This window comes from Pyxidicoccus sp. MSG2 (genome assembly GCF_026626705.1).
GTDB lineage: Bacteria > Myxococcota > Myxococcia > Myxococcales > Myxococcaceae > Myxococcus.
In genome coordinates, this window is record NZ_JAPNKC010000001.1 from 2,538,963 (window position 1) to 2,552,367 (window position 13,405).

At 70.6% G+C, this 13,405-nt stretch carries 12 protein-coding genes; 6 read left to right on the forward strand and 6 right to left on the reverse strand.

Annotation, left to right across the window (positions count from 1 at the left end; genetic code table 11):
• Positions 1–37: 37 nt before the first annotated feature.
• The 4 genes from infB to rimP all read right to left on the reverse strand — a co-directional run bounded on the left by infB (position 38) and on the right by rimP (position 5,931).
• A complete protein-coding gene (infB, locus tag OV427_RS09065) occupies positions 38–3,244 on the reverse strand; it encodes a translation initiation factor IF-2 (RefSeq protein WP_267855714.1) in 3,207 nt (1,068 codons plus the stop codon).
• A gap of 109 nt (positions 3,245–3,353) precedes the next feature.
• Positions 3,354–3,662, reverse strand: a complete 309-nt coding sequence (locus tag OV427_RS09070) for a YlxR family protein (RefSeq protein WP_267855715.1) — start codon at positions 3,660–3,662, stop codon at positions 3,354–3,356.
• 20 nt (positions 3,663–3,682) lie between these two features.
• Complete coding sequence (nusA, locus tag OV427_RS09075) at positions 3,683–5,383, reverse strand: transcription termination factor NusA (protein WP_267855716.1); 1,701 nt, start codon at positions 5,381–5,383, stop codon at positions 3,683–3,685.
• Between the two features lie 62 nt (positions 5,384–5,445).
• Positions 5,446–5,931 carry a ribosome maturation factor RimP gene (gene rimP, locus OV427_RS09080; protein WP_267855717.1) on the reverse strand — a complete coding sequence of 162 codons (486 nt, stop codon included), beginning with the start codon at positions 5,929–5,931 and terminating at the stop codon, positions 5,446–5,448.
• Between the two features lie 208 nt (positions 5,932–6,139).
• On the opposite strand from rimP, the gene OV427_RS09085 reads away from it, so the two are divergent.
• The 6 genes from OV427_RS09085 to OV427_RS09110 all read left to right on the forward strand — a co-directional run bounded on the left by OV427_RS09085 (position 6,140) and on the right by OV427_RS09110 (position 12,336).
• Complete coding sequence (locus tag OV427_RS09085) at positions 6,140–6,943, forward strand: carbon-nitrogen hydrolase family protein (RefSeq protein WP_267855718.1); 804 nt, start codon at positions 6,140–6,142, stop codon at positions 6,941–6,943.
• Positions 6,944–7,036: 93 nt separating this feature from the next.
• Positions 7,037–7,486: a FecR family protein gene (locus tag OV427_RS09090; protein ID WP_267863392.1), complete on the forward strand. Its 450-nt coding sequence runs from the start codon at positions 7,037–7,039 to the stop codon at positions 7,484–7,486.
• Positions 7,483–8,376, forward strand: a complete 894-nt coding sequence (locus OV427_RS09095) for a peptidoglycan-binding protein LysM (protein ID WP_267855719.1) — start codon at positions 7,483–7,485, stop codon at positions 8,374–8,376. Before OV427_RS09090 ends, OV427_RS09095 begins: the two co-directional genes overlap by 4 nt.
• A gap of 19 nt (positions 8,377–8,395) precedes the next feature.
• A complete protein-coding gene (locus tag OV427_RS09100) occupies positions 8,396–10,102 on the forward strand; it encodes an HD domain-containing phosphohydrolase (protein ID WP_267855720.1) in 1,707 nt (568 codons plus the stop codon).
• A gap of 86 nt (positions 10,103–10,188) precedes the next feature.
• Positions 10,189–10,527 carry a DUF971 domain-containing protein gene (locus tag OV427_RS09105; protein ID WP_267855721.1) on the forward strand — a complete coding sequence of 113 codons (339 nt, stop codon included), beginning with the start codon at positions 10,189–10,191 and terminating at the stop codon, positions 10,525–10,527.
• Between the two features lie 12 nt (positions 10,528–10,539).
• Entirely contained in the window at positions 10,540–12,336 is a 1,797-nt protein-coding gene (locus OV427_RS09110) for a serine/threonine-protein kinase (RefSeq protein WP_267855722.1), read from the forward strand.
• Between the two features lie 14 nt (positions 12,337–12,350).
• Here OV427_RS09110 and OV427_RS09115 read toward each other — a convergent pair whose 3' ends face one another.
• Together OV427_RS09115 and smpB are read right to left on the reverse strand one after the other, a co-directional pair.
• A complete protein-coding gene (locus tag OV427_RS09115; protein ID WP_163995737.1) occupies positions 12,351–12,881 on the reverse strand; it encodes a ClpXP protease specificity-enhancing factor SspB in 531 nt (176 codons plus the stop codon).
• 33 nt (positions 12,882–12,914) lie between these two features.
• Complete coding sequence (gene smpB / locus OV427_RS09120; RefSeq protein ID WP_267855723.1) at positions 12,915–13,400, reverse strand: SsrA-binding protein SmpB; 486 nt, start codon at positions 13,398–13,400, stop codon at positions 12,915–12,917.
• Positions 13,401–13,405 lie beyond the last annotated feature (5 nt).

A 13,405-nucleotide genomic window follows, 5' to 3' on the forward strand; every position in this document is an offset into this window, starting at 1 on the left:
TCTTCCCAGGGTTTCAAGGAGGGCACTGGACTGTCGACTACGTGAGGCTCTGACGAGTCTCTTCGATCTCGTAGGCCTCGATGATGTCACCGGGCTTGAGGTCGTTGAAGTTCTCGATGCCGATACCGCACTCGAAGCCCTGCGCGACCTCCTTGACGTCGTCCTTGAAGCGCCGCAGCGACGCCATCTTCCCGGAGAACAGCTGCTTGTTCTCGCGCATGAGCCGCACGAACGAGCCGCGCTTGATGACACCGTCCAGCACCGCCGCGCCGGCGATGGTGCCCAGGCGGGGCACGTTGAAGGTGTTGCGCACCTCCGCGCGACCCAGCTTGCGCTCGGTGCGGATGGGCTCCAGCAGCCCCTCCATGTCCTCGCGCACACCGTCGATGAGCTCGTAGATGATGGAGTAGCTGCGCAGCGTCACGTCCTGCGCCTTGGCCGCGGCCTCGGCACCGGACTCGGGGTTGACGTTGAAGCCCAGCACGACGCCCTTGGAGGCCGCCGCCCGCATCACGTCGCCCTCGGTGATGGCACCCACGCCCGAGTGGACGATCTCCACCTTGACCTTGTGCGTGGAGAGCTTCTGCACCGCCTGCTTGACGGCCTCGGACGAGCCCTGCACGTCCGCCTTGATGACGACGCGCAGCTCCTTGGGGCCTCCGCCCGCCTTCGTCTTGGCGAACAGCTGCTCCAGGGACTCGCGGTTGACCTTGCTGAGCTCGGTCTGCCGCTCCTTCATGTTGCGGTGCTCGGCGATCTGCTTGGCCGCCTTCTCGTCCGCCACCACGTTGATGGCGTCACCCGCGCTCGGCACGCCGGACAGGCCGACGACCTCGGCGCAGTAGCCGGGCTTCACTTCCTTGACCTGCTCGCCGCGGCTGTTCGTCATGGCGCGGACACGGCCGTAGTGCGCGCCGGTGACGATGGCGTCGCCCAGCTTGAGCGTGCCCTCCTGCACCAGCACCGTGGCCACCGGCCCGCGGCCGCGGTCCAGCTTGGCCTCGATGATGGCGCCCACGCCCGGACGGCTCGGGTTGGACGTGAGCTCGAGCACCTCGGCCTGGAGGGCCAGGTTCTCCAGCAGCAGGTCCAGGTTCTCCTTCGTCTTCGCGGAGACCGGCACCATGATGGTGTCGCCGCCCCACTCTTCCGGGACGAGCTCGTGGGTGGCCAGGTCCTTCTTCACGCGGTCCGGGTTGGCGCCGGGCACGTCCATCTTGTTGATGGCGACGACGATGGGGACTTCCGCCGCCTTCGCGTGCTTGATGGCCTCCACCGTCTGCGGCATCACGCCGTCATCCGCGGCCACCACCAGCACCACGATGTCCGTCACGTCCGCGCCACGGGCGCGCATGGACGTGAAGGCCTCGTGGCCCGGCGTGTCGAGGAAGGTGACGTCGCCGCGCGCCGTGGAGATGCTGTACGCGCCGATGTGCTGGGTGATGCCGCCCGCCTCGCCCGCCGCCACGTTGGCCTTGCGGATGGCGTCCAGGAGGCTCGTCTTGCCGTGGTCGACGTGGCCCATGATGGTGACCACCGGCGGACGGGGACGCTCGTCCTCGGGACGGGCCTCCACCTCGGGCAGGTAGTCCTCCACCTCGAAGCCGACGCGGTCGATCTTCCAGCCGTAGTCGGTGGCCAGCATCTCCGCGGTGTCCGCGTCGACCATCTGGTTGGCCGTGGCCATCTTCCCCAGGCCCATCAGCTTCTTGATGATGTCCGCGCTGCGCACACCCATGCGCTGGCCCAGGTCGGACACGCTGATGCCCTCCTGCAGCTTGATGACCTTCTTCTCCTCGGCCATCTGGGTGATCTGCGTCTTGGCGCCCTTCTTCGTGGGCTTCTTCTTCTTGCCACGGATGGGGATGGTGACGCGGCCCCAGACCATGTCCGTCAGTTCCTGCTTGGACACGCTGGTCGTATCGCCACTGGTGCGCTTGCGCTGGCCACGCTCCTTGTTCTTGGAGACGTCCACCAGCTCGCGGCCCCGGCCCAGGTGGTCCGGAACCACCTTGTACTCACGCCGCTCGGGGATGCCCGCGCGGCCCGGTGCCATGGGGTACTGCTTGGCCTGGCCGGCCGTGGGCGTCACACGGCGCACCTGGATGAGCGGGCGCGAGATGACGACGGCCTGCGTGGCCGTGGGACGGGCCTGGCCGCCCGTGGGCGACACCTGGGCGTGGGGAACGCCGCCCACCATGATGGTGGGACCCGCGGGAGCCGCCGTGCCACCGGCCGAGGCCTGGGCACCCGGCGCGCCCGTGGGACGCACCGGCGGCTGACCCGGACGCGCGCCCGGGCCCTGATACGTCTGCCCCTGGTAGCTGGGACGACCGCCCGGGCCACCCGGACGACCCCCGGGACCGCCCGGACCACCCGGACGCCCCCCCGGACCGCCGGGGCCACCCGGACGACCACCGGGACCGCCCGGACCCCCGGGACGCCCCCCCGGACCGCCCGGCCCCCCGGGACGACCACCGCCTGGACCACCACGCTGGACATAGCCCGGGCCACGGGACACGACGGTCGCGGACGTCGAAGTGCTCGAAGGCGTCCGGACAGTCGGCGGGACCGGTGAGCGAGGGGGGGGTTGGGGCAAGGTGGTGCGCTCCTGGGCTGGGGAAGTGGGCTGCGCGCCGGCAGGCGGCTGCACGGCGGCGCGAGGTGCCTCGACCGGGGCCCTGGGGGCCTCGGCAGCGGGCGTGGACACAGCCGCGACTGCGGCGGGGGCCTGGGGGGCCTCCGCGACGGGCGCGGGCTGCTGCGGGGTGGCTGCGACGGCGGGAGCCTCCGGAACCTCCGGGGCGGCCTCCACCGGCTTCGACTCAACGGCCCTCGGCGCCTCGACAGGGGCCTGGGGTGCCTCGACGACGGGAGCCGACGGCGGCTCCTCGGCCCGGGCGGCGGCCGGAGGCGCTTCGTACGCCGCGGGAGGCGGCTCGTACTGGGAATGGTCGTACTGCTGGCCTTCGCCCGCCTCCGCGGACGCACCACCGGCGGGCGCGCCCACCTTGCGGCGGACGACGAACCCCTTCGCCGTCACGGGCGGCGTGGCCTGCTTCGGCTTGCGCTTGTCCAGGATCTTCTGGACGGCGGCGGTCGCCTGGTCGTCATCGAGTGAGGACGAGTGGCTCTTGACGTCGTAACCGAGCGCAGAGAGCTCGGTCACGACCTCCTTGTTGTCGAGCTCAATGCCGTGGCCCTTGAGCTCCTTGGCGATTTCATGGACGCGCTTCTTCGACATATTGCCCTTGTTGGCCTTCTGCTCCGCCGGCTTCCGGGGCGCAGCACCCTAGTCCAAACCCGAAAATGTGTGCGAGTGGTCCTTAACACCCACTCCCCCCCCACACCCCTTAGCTCCCCGTCCCCGACTCCCACGCCTGCCCGAGCTGCGACGGGTCAACCTGTCCCGCCTTGCCGCGAAAGGCCCTTCCAAACGCCTTCCGCTTCAGCGCTGCCGTCAGACAACCGGCACCGCACAGGTAGGCGCCCCGTCCTGGCAGCCGCCGTGCCCTATCCACCTCGATGGCGCCCCCAGGCCCTATCACGAACCGGGTAAGCTCCGCCTGCGGTCGCTTGGACCCGCATCCGACGCACGTCCGGACCGGACCTGACTCCGCGCTCTGCTCTCCCGACGCCTTGCGGCCTGACGGGCGCCCCACGTTCCCTTCCCTCCCCTAGCTTACGGCGACTTGGTGGCTTCCGCGCCACCGTCCAGGGTCGCCGTCATCGTGCCACGCTCGGCGTTCAGCTCCGCGCGCAGCTTCGCCTCCTCCACGAGGTAGTTCTCCGCCGCGCTCTTCAGCTGGCGGGCCTTCTTGATACCCACACCCGGCACGTCGCCCAGCTTCGCCAGGTCCTTCTCGTTGGCGATGTCCTCCACCGACTTGTAGCCGGCGAGGATGAGCTGCTCGATGGTCTTCTCGCCGACGCCCCTGACACGCGCCATGCGCTCGGACGGGTTGAGCTCGTCCGGGTGGCGCCGGGCCTCGGCCAGCCGGGCCTGCTCCCTTTCATAATCCATGCGCGACAGTTCCGCCTGGTCCTCCACCATGCGCTTGCGCGCAGCCTCCTGCATGGAGGGGATGCGGGCGGGGTCGATGCCGGGCATCTGCGCCAGCATCTCCGCGTTCGCGTCCGCGATGTCCCGGGCCTGGCGGAAGCCGTGGGCGTAGAGCGTCTCCACCAGCATCTCGTTGATGCCCGGCAGCGAGCCCAGCGAGCGGCTGGCGAACTCGCGCAGCTCGCGCACCCGGCTCTCGCTGTTGATGTCCAGCTTCCAGCCGGTGAGCTGGGCCGCCAGGCGCACGTTCTGCCCGCGCCGGCCGATGGCGAGGCTGAGCTGGTCGTCCGGGACGATGAGCTCCATGGCGTGGTTGGCCTCGTCGATGATGACGCGGCTGACCTCCGCGGGCGCCAGCGCCGAGCACACGAAGCGGGCCGGGTCCTCGTCGAAGGGGACGATGTCGATCTTCTCGCCGCGCAGCTCCTGCACCACCGCCTGTACGCGGCTGCCCTTCATGCCCACGCACGCGCCCACCGGGTCCACGTCCGAGTCCCGGCTGGACACGGCGATCTTCGCGCGGCCACCCGGCTCGCGCGCCGCCGCCTCGATGACGACGATGCCCTCGGCGATTTCCGGCACCTCCATCTCGAACAGCTTGGTGAGCAGGTTGACGGAGGCGCGGCTGAGGACGATCTGCGGGCCCTTGGACTCGCGCAGCACGTCCAGCACGTAGGCCTGCACGCGGTCGCCGGGGCGGTACGTCTCGCGCGGCACCTGCTCGCGCACCGGCAGCACGGCCTCGGCGCGGCCCAGGTCCACGATGATGTTGCCGCGCTCGAACCGGCGGGCAATGCCGGTGACGATCTCGTTCTTGCGGTCCTTGTACTCGTTGAAGACGTTCTCGCGCTCCGCGTCGCGCGTGCGCTGCAGGATGACCTGCTTGGCCGTCTGCGCGGCGATGCGGCCGAAGCCGCGGCGGAAGGTCTTCAGGCGGAGGATGTCGCCGTACTGGTCGTCCTGGGCCTTGGCCTCGGCGGCGTCCTCGTCGCGGTAGAAGATCTGGAAGACGAGCTCGTCCCCGGACTCCACCTCCATGCCCTTCCTGTGCGCCTCGGCGGTGGTGATCTGGTTGACCGCCTGGACGGGGTCGACGATTTCATCCATCACCGTGATGGCCTGGAACAGCTCCACCACGCCCTTGTCGGGGTCGTACTTGGCCTCGAGCTCGCGGTCCTGGCCAAAGTGCTTCTTGGCCGCGGTCTTCATCGCGTCCTCGAGGGTGGCAATCAGCACAGCCCGATCGATGCCCTTGTCCTTGGCGACCTGGTCGAGGACGAGGTTGAGGTTGACGCTCGGGTTGGCTTGTTGCGTGGCCATGGTGTTCTCCTAAAAGGGTCCACGGGCGTCCCCGCTCGGAGGGGCGCCCTGTATGTCGACGTCTAGAACTCGAACTCCAGGTTCGCCTTCGCGATGTCCTTGAAGAGGATGTGGAAGGTTCCGGCACCTTCCACGTCCACCGAGATGCCGTCGCCCGCCACCTCGGTCAGCGTGCCGGTGAAGTTCTTGCGCGGGGGCTCGCCCAGCGGCCCGAACGTCTTCACCTTCACCTTCTGTCCCTTCACCCGCTCGAAGTGCGCCGGCTTCTTCAGCGGCCGGTTCACCCCGGGGCTGGAGACCTCCAGGCTGTACTCGTGCGGAACCAGGTCCTCCACGTCGAGCGCGGGGTCCACCGCGCGCGACACCTGGGTGCAGTCTTCCAGCCCCACCCGCCCGCCCGGCTTGTCGATGAACAACCGGAGGACCCAGCCCTCGCGCTCCCGGATGAACTCCAGGTCCACGAGCTCCAGGCCTTCACCCGCGACGATGGGCTCGAGCAGGCTCATGGCCCGCTCCTCCACCGTCTGCTTGAGGTTCTTCTCCGACATATCCGGGAAACAGGTCTCCAAAAACGCGAAAAGCGGGCACGCGGCCCACTTTTCGAGGTCCATCATCGAAAAATGTGGGGCGTCCGTAGCACACGCCCCGTCGGGGTGTAAAGGAAGGACGCACCCTCCTGCTCCGGGTGAAACCTGCCCGACAGGGCAAGGAATTCCCAGGGGTTCCGCGACCCGGACGGGCGTTATAACGGGGTCCATGCACCTCATCGCCGCCGCGCAGATGGTGTCCACCGCGGACAAGAGCCACAACCTTGAGGTCGCCACCCGCCTCGTGCGGCAGGCGGCCAGTCTGGGGGCCCGCCTCGTCGGTCTTCCGGAGAACTTCTCGTGGATGGGTCCGGAGCCCGAGCGCCCCGGAGCCTCCGAGGGACTCGACGGCCCGACGCTCGCCCGCATGGCCGAGCTGGCCCGCGAGCTGAAAGTGACGCTCCTGGCCGGCAGCGTGCTGGAGACGGGCGCGCCGGGGGGCCGGCTCTACAACACCAGCGTCCTCTTCGGGCCCGGCGGCGAGCGGCTGGCCGTCTACCGGAAGATGCACCTGTTCGACGTGGAGGTGGGAGACGGGGCCACCTATCAGGAGTCCGCCGCCGTGGCGCCGGGCACCGAGGTGGTCGCCGCCCAGACGGAGGTGGGCCGGCTGGGCCTGTCCGTCTGCTACGACCTGCGCTTCCCGGAGCTGTACCGGCGGCTGTCGAGGGACGGCGCCACCCTGCTGGCGGTGCCGGCGGCCTTCACGCTGATGACGGGCAAGGACCACTGGGAGGTGCTCCTCCGGGCGCGGGCCATCGAAAACCAGGCCTACGTGCTCGCACCCGCACAAGGTGGGAAACACTCCGCCAACCGCCTCACCTATGGCCACGCCATGGTGGTGGACCCGTGGGGGCTGGTGACGGCGCGGGCGTCGGAGGGCGAGGGGCTGGCGCTGGCGCAGGTGGACCCGGAACTGCAGGCGCGAATCCGCCGCAACCTGCCCTGCCTGCAGCACCGGCGATTGGACTAGCGTCTGAGTGGCCGGGCTCGTTTCCCACGAGTCCCTCCCATTACACTGCGGCTTCCCGGAACCCCCCACGTGAACGGACGACGCTGGCCACCCATGCTGCTCGCGCTCGCGCTCTCGGCCTCGCCGCTCGGCTGCACCGCCGAGGAGGCGCCGCCTGCGCCCGCGGCGTCCGCCCGTCCGGCACTCGCTCCCCGCGCGCACCTGAAGGCCCTGAAGGGCGAGGTGCAGATCAAGCGCGCCACCGAGGATGACTGGAGCGTCGCGCGCGAGGGGCACCCCCTCTTCGAGAACGACAAGGTGCGCACCGAGTCGGGCGCGGGCGCGGACCTCGTCTTCGCCAGCGACGGTGGCACGGTGCACCTGGGCGGCGACTCGCTCATCGGCATCGCCGAGACGCGACTGCGGCCGGGCCAGCCGCGCACGGACCTCACGGTGCTGCGCGGCCGCATCGACGCGGAGTTGGAAAAGCCCGCGGTCCAGTCCCTCTCCGTCACCACCCCGGCGGCCACCATCCAGGCCGGAAGGGAGATTGTCTTCCAATGAAGACGGCGCTCCTGACGCTGCTGGCGGGGCTGGGCGGCGTCGCGCAGGACACGGCGGTGGTGGGCCCCCACGAGACGCTGCGCCAGGTGGCGGAGCGCACCGTGGGCGACCCGGGCGCCGCGGAGGAAATCCAGGCGCTCAACCGGCTGACGACGGACACCGTGGCCGAGGGCACGCGGCTGAAGGTGCCCGGACAGGAGCGCGTCCTCGCGCAGCGGGCCCTGGAGACGGCGCGCACCCTCGTCGGGGACGCGGGGACTTCACCCGAGGCCGAGGCGCGGCTGAAGGAGGCGGAGTCGCACTTCCGCGCCGCCCGCTACACCCTGGCCTCCGAGGCGGCCAACGCGGCCGGGCGGCAGGTGGCGGCGACACCCAAGCCGCAGCCCTCCGCCTTCAGCGTGGAGGTGGGCCCGGACGGAGGCACCACCACCGTCACCGTGAAGAAGGGCCCACCCGTGCGAGTGGAGGCCGAGGGCGTTACCCAGCCTGTCGCCACGGGAGAGTCGCTCAGCGTGGTGAAGGGCTCTCCGCCGCCGGCGCCGCATCCCCCCCTGGTGGCGCCGAAGCCGGGATTGCCGGAGGATGGGGTGCTGCTGAAGCTGCGCCCGGACCGGGCGGGCCTGCTGGGGCCGGTGAAGCTGACCTGGGCGGGAGTGCCCGGAGCGGAGCGTTACGAGGTGGAAGTGCTACACGACACGGAAAACACCCCTGTCTTCGCGCAGAGCGTGTCCTCCGTGGAGTTGAAGCTGCCCGTACTGCCGGCGGGCCGCTACCGGTGGACGGTACGCGCGCTGGGCCCGGCGGGCCGGTCCGAGCCCGGGGCCTCCCGGCGCTTCGAGCTGGTGTCGGAGCGGCTCAAGCTCGAAGTGCAGAAGGGACAGTGGCAGTAGCCACTGGAGGAGCAGCACCGTGCGCCTTTTCAAAGCCATCCTCCTGTTGATGTTGGTGGTGGGCTTCGTCCCCACGCTGATGGTGGGCTGGCTCTCCGTGTCCCATACGCGCGAGCTGCTGGTGCGCGACGCGCAGGAGCTGGCGCAGGAGCGCGTGAAGCAGCTCCAGCTCAAGGCGGAGGGCTTCCTGGGCGAGCCCACCGACGCGGTGCTGATGCTGGCCCGCGTGCCCGGCTTCTTCGCGCTGCCCCTGGAGGCACAGCAGACGCACCTGGCGTCGGTGCTCACGCAGCGGCGCGAGGTGCTGGCGCTCACCGTGTTCGGCCCGGACCGCAAGCGGCTGCCGGGCCTGCAGGCCTTCTCGCGGCACGACGTGTCGCCCAGCTCGCTGGCGGGGCACGAGGAGCGCGCCCGCGCGCTGCTGGAGTCGCTGGACGGGCTGCGCTACGCGGACGTGGTGACGGGGCCGGACGGAGACGGGCCGGTGGTGACGCTGGCCTTCCCCGTGGGCGAGCCCGTGAAGGGCTACGTCGCGGCGGACCTGTCGCTGGCGGGGCTGCGGCGGATGCTGGAGCAGGAGCGCGTGGGCAGCACCGGCTTCGCGTACGTAGCGGACCGGCATGGGCACCTCGTCGCCGGAGGCGGAGGCGTGGCGGGCCTGGGCGAGGACGTGTCCCGGCGCCGCCCGGTGGCGCACCTGCTGCGACAGTTGGAGCGCCAGCCGGACACGGAGACGTTCCACGTGGGCAACTTCGGCGAGGGCCGGGACGCGGTCGTGGCCGCGTACACGGTGCTGCCGGAGGCCGGCTGGGCCATCATCTCCGAGCAGCCGGTGGAGCATGCGTACCGGCAGGTGGAGGCCATGGAGCGGCGCATCCTCCTGGGCCTGGGCGCGGCCATCCTCGTCGCGCTGGTGCTGGCGGCGCTCTTCTCGCGCAACCTCACGCGGCCCCTCAAGGGCTTCACGAAGGGCGCGCTGGAGCTGGCGCGCGGCAAGTTCGGCGTGGAGGTGGACATCCCCCAGAAGAACGAGCTGGGGGAGCTGGCCCAGACGTTCAACTACATGAGCAAGCAGCTGCTCGCGTACGACATGGAGAACCGCGGCCTCTACGAGAGCCTGGAGAAGGGCTACCTGGAGACCATCGTCGCGCTGGCCAACTCCATCGACTCGAAGGACGCGTACACGCGCGGCCACAGCCAGCGGGTGGGCGACGTGGCGGTGGAGGTCGGCCGCGAGATGAACCTCACCGAGCGCGAGCTGCGGCAGCTCCAGTACGGCGGCATCCTCCACGACATCGGGAAGATTGGAATCGTGGAGTCCATCCTCTGCAAGCAGTCGCGGCTGACGGACCAGGAGATGGCCATCATGCGCGAGCACCCGGCCATCGGCGACGCCATCATCGGCCCGGTGAGCTTCCTCGGCGCGGTGCGCGCGTGCGTGCGCCACCACCACGAGCGCTGGGACGGCACCGGCTACCCGGACCGGCTCCAGGGCGAGGACATCCCCCTGCTGGCCCGCATCGTCGCGTGCGCGGACACCTTCGACGCCTGCACCTCCACGCGCCCGTACCAGAAGGCCATGCCGCTGGAGAAGGCGATGGAGATTCTCGACAACCTCAGCGGCGCGCAGCTGGACCCGCAGGTGGTGCTGGCGCTGCGGCGGGTGCTGGCGAAGCAGGGCGTGCGGCTGGAAGGCCACCGGCTGCCCGTCAAGCTCGCCTCGTAGGGGGCTCGCGCGCGCTTCGACGCGCCACGGGGCGGGAAGGATGGTAGGGAGGGCGCGGCGCTGTTGAGACTTCGGAAGGTGCAACGTTGAGTTTCTGGGACCGCATCAAGCCCGCCGAGAAGCCCGTCTCCGGGACGGATGTCCGCGTGGCTCCCGACGGCTCCCGGCTGGAGCTGGGCTGGGACGACGGGGCGAGGACGGCCACCTCCGCACAGGTGTTGCGACAGCAGTGCCCGTGCGCCGGGTGCGTGGACGAGTGGACGAACAAGCGCACCCTGGACGCGACGAAGGTGCCCGCGGACCTGCGCATCAAGGAGGTCCAACCGGTGGGCAACTACGCGCTGGCCTTCGTCTTCAGCGACGGCCACACCACCGGCATCTATCCCTGGAAGTTGCTGCGTGAGGTCACCCAGCCCGTCACCTGAGGAAGACCGTCCGTGAACGAACGCTATCGGTTGGTACGGCTCCTGGCCTCTGGAGGCATGGCGGAGCTGTTCCTCGGCGTGGCGCGCACGGAGGGCTTCGAGCGCGCCGTGGCCATCAAGCGGATGCTGCCGCATCTGGCGCAGGAGCCGGACATCGCGCGCATGTTCCTCGCCGAGGCGCGGCTGGCCATGCTGCTGCAGCACCAGAACATCGCCACCGTGTACGACGTGGGCCAGGGCCCCGGCGGACTCTTCCTGGTGATGGAGTTGGTGGACGGGTGGGACCTGGGCGTGCTGCTGCGCACCGCCGCGCGGCAGGGCGTGCGCTTCCCGCCGCACCTGGCGGCCTTCATCGTGCTCCAGACGCAGGCGGGCCTCGCCCACGCGTACCGGAAGCTGCACGACGGGCGCCCGGTGATGGCGGCCCATCGCGACGTGTCCCCCTCCAACGTCCTCGTGTCGCGCGAGGGCGAGGTGAAGGTGACGGACTTCGGCATCGCCCGGCTGGAGGGCGGCTCGCTCACGGAGCCCGGCGTCTTCCGCGGCAAGGAGGCCTACAGCGCGCCCGAGGTGCTCCAGGGCTCGCCGGCCAATGCCCTCAGCGACCAGTTCTCCCTGGGCATCGTCTTCCACGAGCTGCTCGTGGGCCGGCATCCGTTCCATGACGTGAAGGAGCCCATGGCGGTGGTGTACGCCATCCTCTCCCGCGAGGTTCCGCCGCTGCCTCCGGACGTGCCCGCGCCGCTGGCGGACACCGTCCTGCGCATGCTGGCGCGGGCCCCCGAGCAACGCTTCCCGACGCCCGAGGCCCTGAGCGAGACGCTCGCGCGCTGGCTGGCCCGCTCCGGCGAGCCCGCCACGTCCCACGCGCTGGCCGACTTCATGCGGCGGATTTCCCTCCCCCCCACCCTGCGCGAGCAGGCCGAGGCGGGAATGGACGCGAAGTCGGCCCCGGCTGGAGCCACACGCCCGTCGAATCCGGGGCCCTTCTCGCTCGCCATGAAGGGGGAAGAGGTGGCGCTCGCGCCCGGGGGGCCAGCGCTCAGCGCCAGCGGACGGCTGACCCGCAACTGCGCGACGTGCGGTATGCCCCTGGCTGATCCGCAGGCGCCGTGCGACTTCTGCGCCGAGGAGACCTCCGCGCGCGATGACGTGGAGGGACTCCCCATGGCGGCCCCGCCTGGCTCGGAGCCGGCGCGCACGGCCGCGTTTGGCACCCCGGTGCCCGTGGCGCCTCGGGGGACCGGGGGCCACGCGGGTGCCGCGGCGCCCGTGGGCCCTGGTGTCTCCGCGTCGTCGAGCCAGGCGCGCCATCAGGGCATGCCCGCCCCGCAGCCGGAGCCCGTCCCTCCCCCGGAAGCCCTCCCACCGCGGAGCCTGCGGGAGACTCCCGCCAACGAGCTGGAGCTGGAAGAGCGCGCGCCGCGTCCGGAGAGCGACTGGGTGGAGGAGCAGGATCTGCCCCGCCCTCGCGGGCGCTGGGTGCGGACCGCCGTCGCGCTCGGTGTGGTCGCGGTGCTGGTCTCCGGTGGCCTCTGGGTGCTGACCACGCGCTCCTGGGTGGTTCCCATGGTGCTCGCGAAGCTGGGCGTCCCGATGCCCTCCCCCATCCTGAGCATCGTCAGCAACCCGTCGGGCGCCACGGTGCTGGTGGAGGGCCAGGACGTGGGCACCACGCCGCTCGCCGTGGACAACCTCTACCCGGACAAGCCCATCTCCGTGCAGCTCAAGCTCAAGGGCTACCGGCCGTGGAAGGGCACCTTCCGCGGCGGCGAGCCCGTCGAGTTCAAGGTGGCGCTGGAGCGCTGAGCCCGACTCCAGCCTTACTTCACCAGTCGCAGGTGGCCCCGACGCGGCGGCGGCGGGTCGTCCTGTGGCCCGTCCGGCGGTGCCGGAGGCGGAGCCACGTCGGACGGCTCACTGGAGCGCTCGCTGGCGGTGGGCACCTCGCGCAGGAAGGTGCGCGGGCGCTCGGCGGCCACGGGCACCACCGGCACGGGCTGCGGCGGACGCGCCGACGCGGGCTGCTGGAGCAGCTCCGGCGGCATGTCGTCCGGGTACATCCAGAACTCCTTCGTCACGTGGCTGGCGATGGCGAACAGCGCCGACCAGGGCACCGCCACCGTGAAGCGCGAGCCGGAGAAGCTCAGCGTGCAGCGCACGCCCCACTCGCCCACCGTCAAATCCGGCGGGTCGAAGCGGTAGGAGAGGTTGAGGCGCAGGTGGGCCTCCCCCCTGATTGAGGCGGGGACGAGCACGCCGGGGCGGCGCGCGTCCAGGTGGATCATCACCATCCCCTGGTCGAGCGCGGCCAGCAGCCGCTCCTTCTTGTCGAGACCCTTCTTTTCGTCCATCGGTGTACGGCGAGAGAAATTCGGGCGCCCCTCTCAACGTCGGCGCATCGCCCGGTCCATCTCCCGCTTCGTCTCCCGCTCCTTGATGTCCTGGCGCCGGTCTTCGTGGTTCTTCCCGCGGCAGAGCCCCAGCTCCACCTTGGCCCGTCCATTCTTGAAGTACAGCACAAGCGGGATGATGGAATAACCCCGCTCCCTCACCTTCGCCGCCCAACGGTCAATCTCGGCCCGGTGCAGCAACAGCTTCCGGCCCCGGGTGGGCAGGTGGTCGAAGAGGCTGGCGGCCTTGTACGAGCCGATGTTGGCGTTGAGGAGGAACAGCTCGTCTCCCTTGGGAAGCGCGTAGGCGTCCGACAGGTTGGCGACTCCCTCCCTCAGCGACTTCACCTCGCTGCCGGTCAGCTCCAGACCGGCCTCCAGCTTCTCGTCCACGGTGTAGTCGAAGCGCGCACGCCGGTTCTCGGCGATGACCTTCACCCCGGGCTCACCGCCGGGTCCCTTCGACTTGCCACTTGTCATACGCG

Bases quoted from the DNA above. Each gene is read 5' to 3' on its own strand.
- OV427_RS09095 (WP_267855719.1), top strand. From the start codon at position 7,483: ATGAAGACGGCGCTCCTGACGCTGCTGGCGGGGCTGGGCGGCGTCGCG.
- OV427_RS09115 (WP_163995737.1), bottom strand. From the start codon at position 12,881: ATGGACGAAAAGAAGGGTCTCGACAAGAAGGAGCGGCTGCTGGCCGCG.
- smpB (WP_267855723.1), bottom strand. From the start codon at position 13,400: ATGACAAGTGGCAAGTCGAAGGGACCCGGCGGTGAGCCCGGGGTGAAG.
- infB (WP_267855714.1), bottom strand. From the start codon at position 3,244: ATGTCGAAGAAGCGCGTCCATGAAATCGCCAAGGAGCTCAAGGGCCAC.
- nusA (WP_267855716.1), bottom strand. From the start codon at position 5,383: ATGGCCACGCAACAAGCCAACCCGAGCGTCAACCTCAACCTCGTCCTC.
- OV427_RS09085 (WP_267855718.1), top strand. From the start codon at position 6,140: ATGCACCTCATCGCCGCCGCGCAGATGGTGTCCACCGCGGACAAGAGC.
- rimP (WP_267855717.1), bottom strand. From the start codon at position 5,931: ATGTCGGAGAAGAACCTCAAGCAGACGGTGGAGGAGCGGGCCATGAGC.
- OV427_RS09090 (WP_267863392.1), top strand. From the start codon at position 7,037: ATGCTGCTCGCGCTCGCGCTCTCGGCCTCGCCGCTCGGCTGCACCGCC.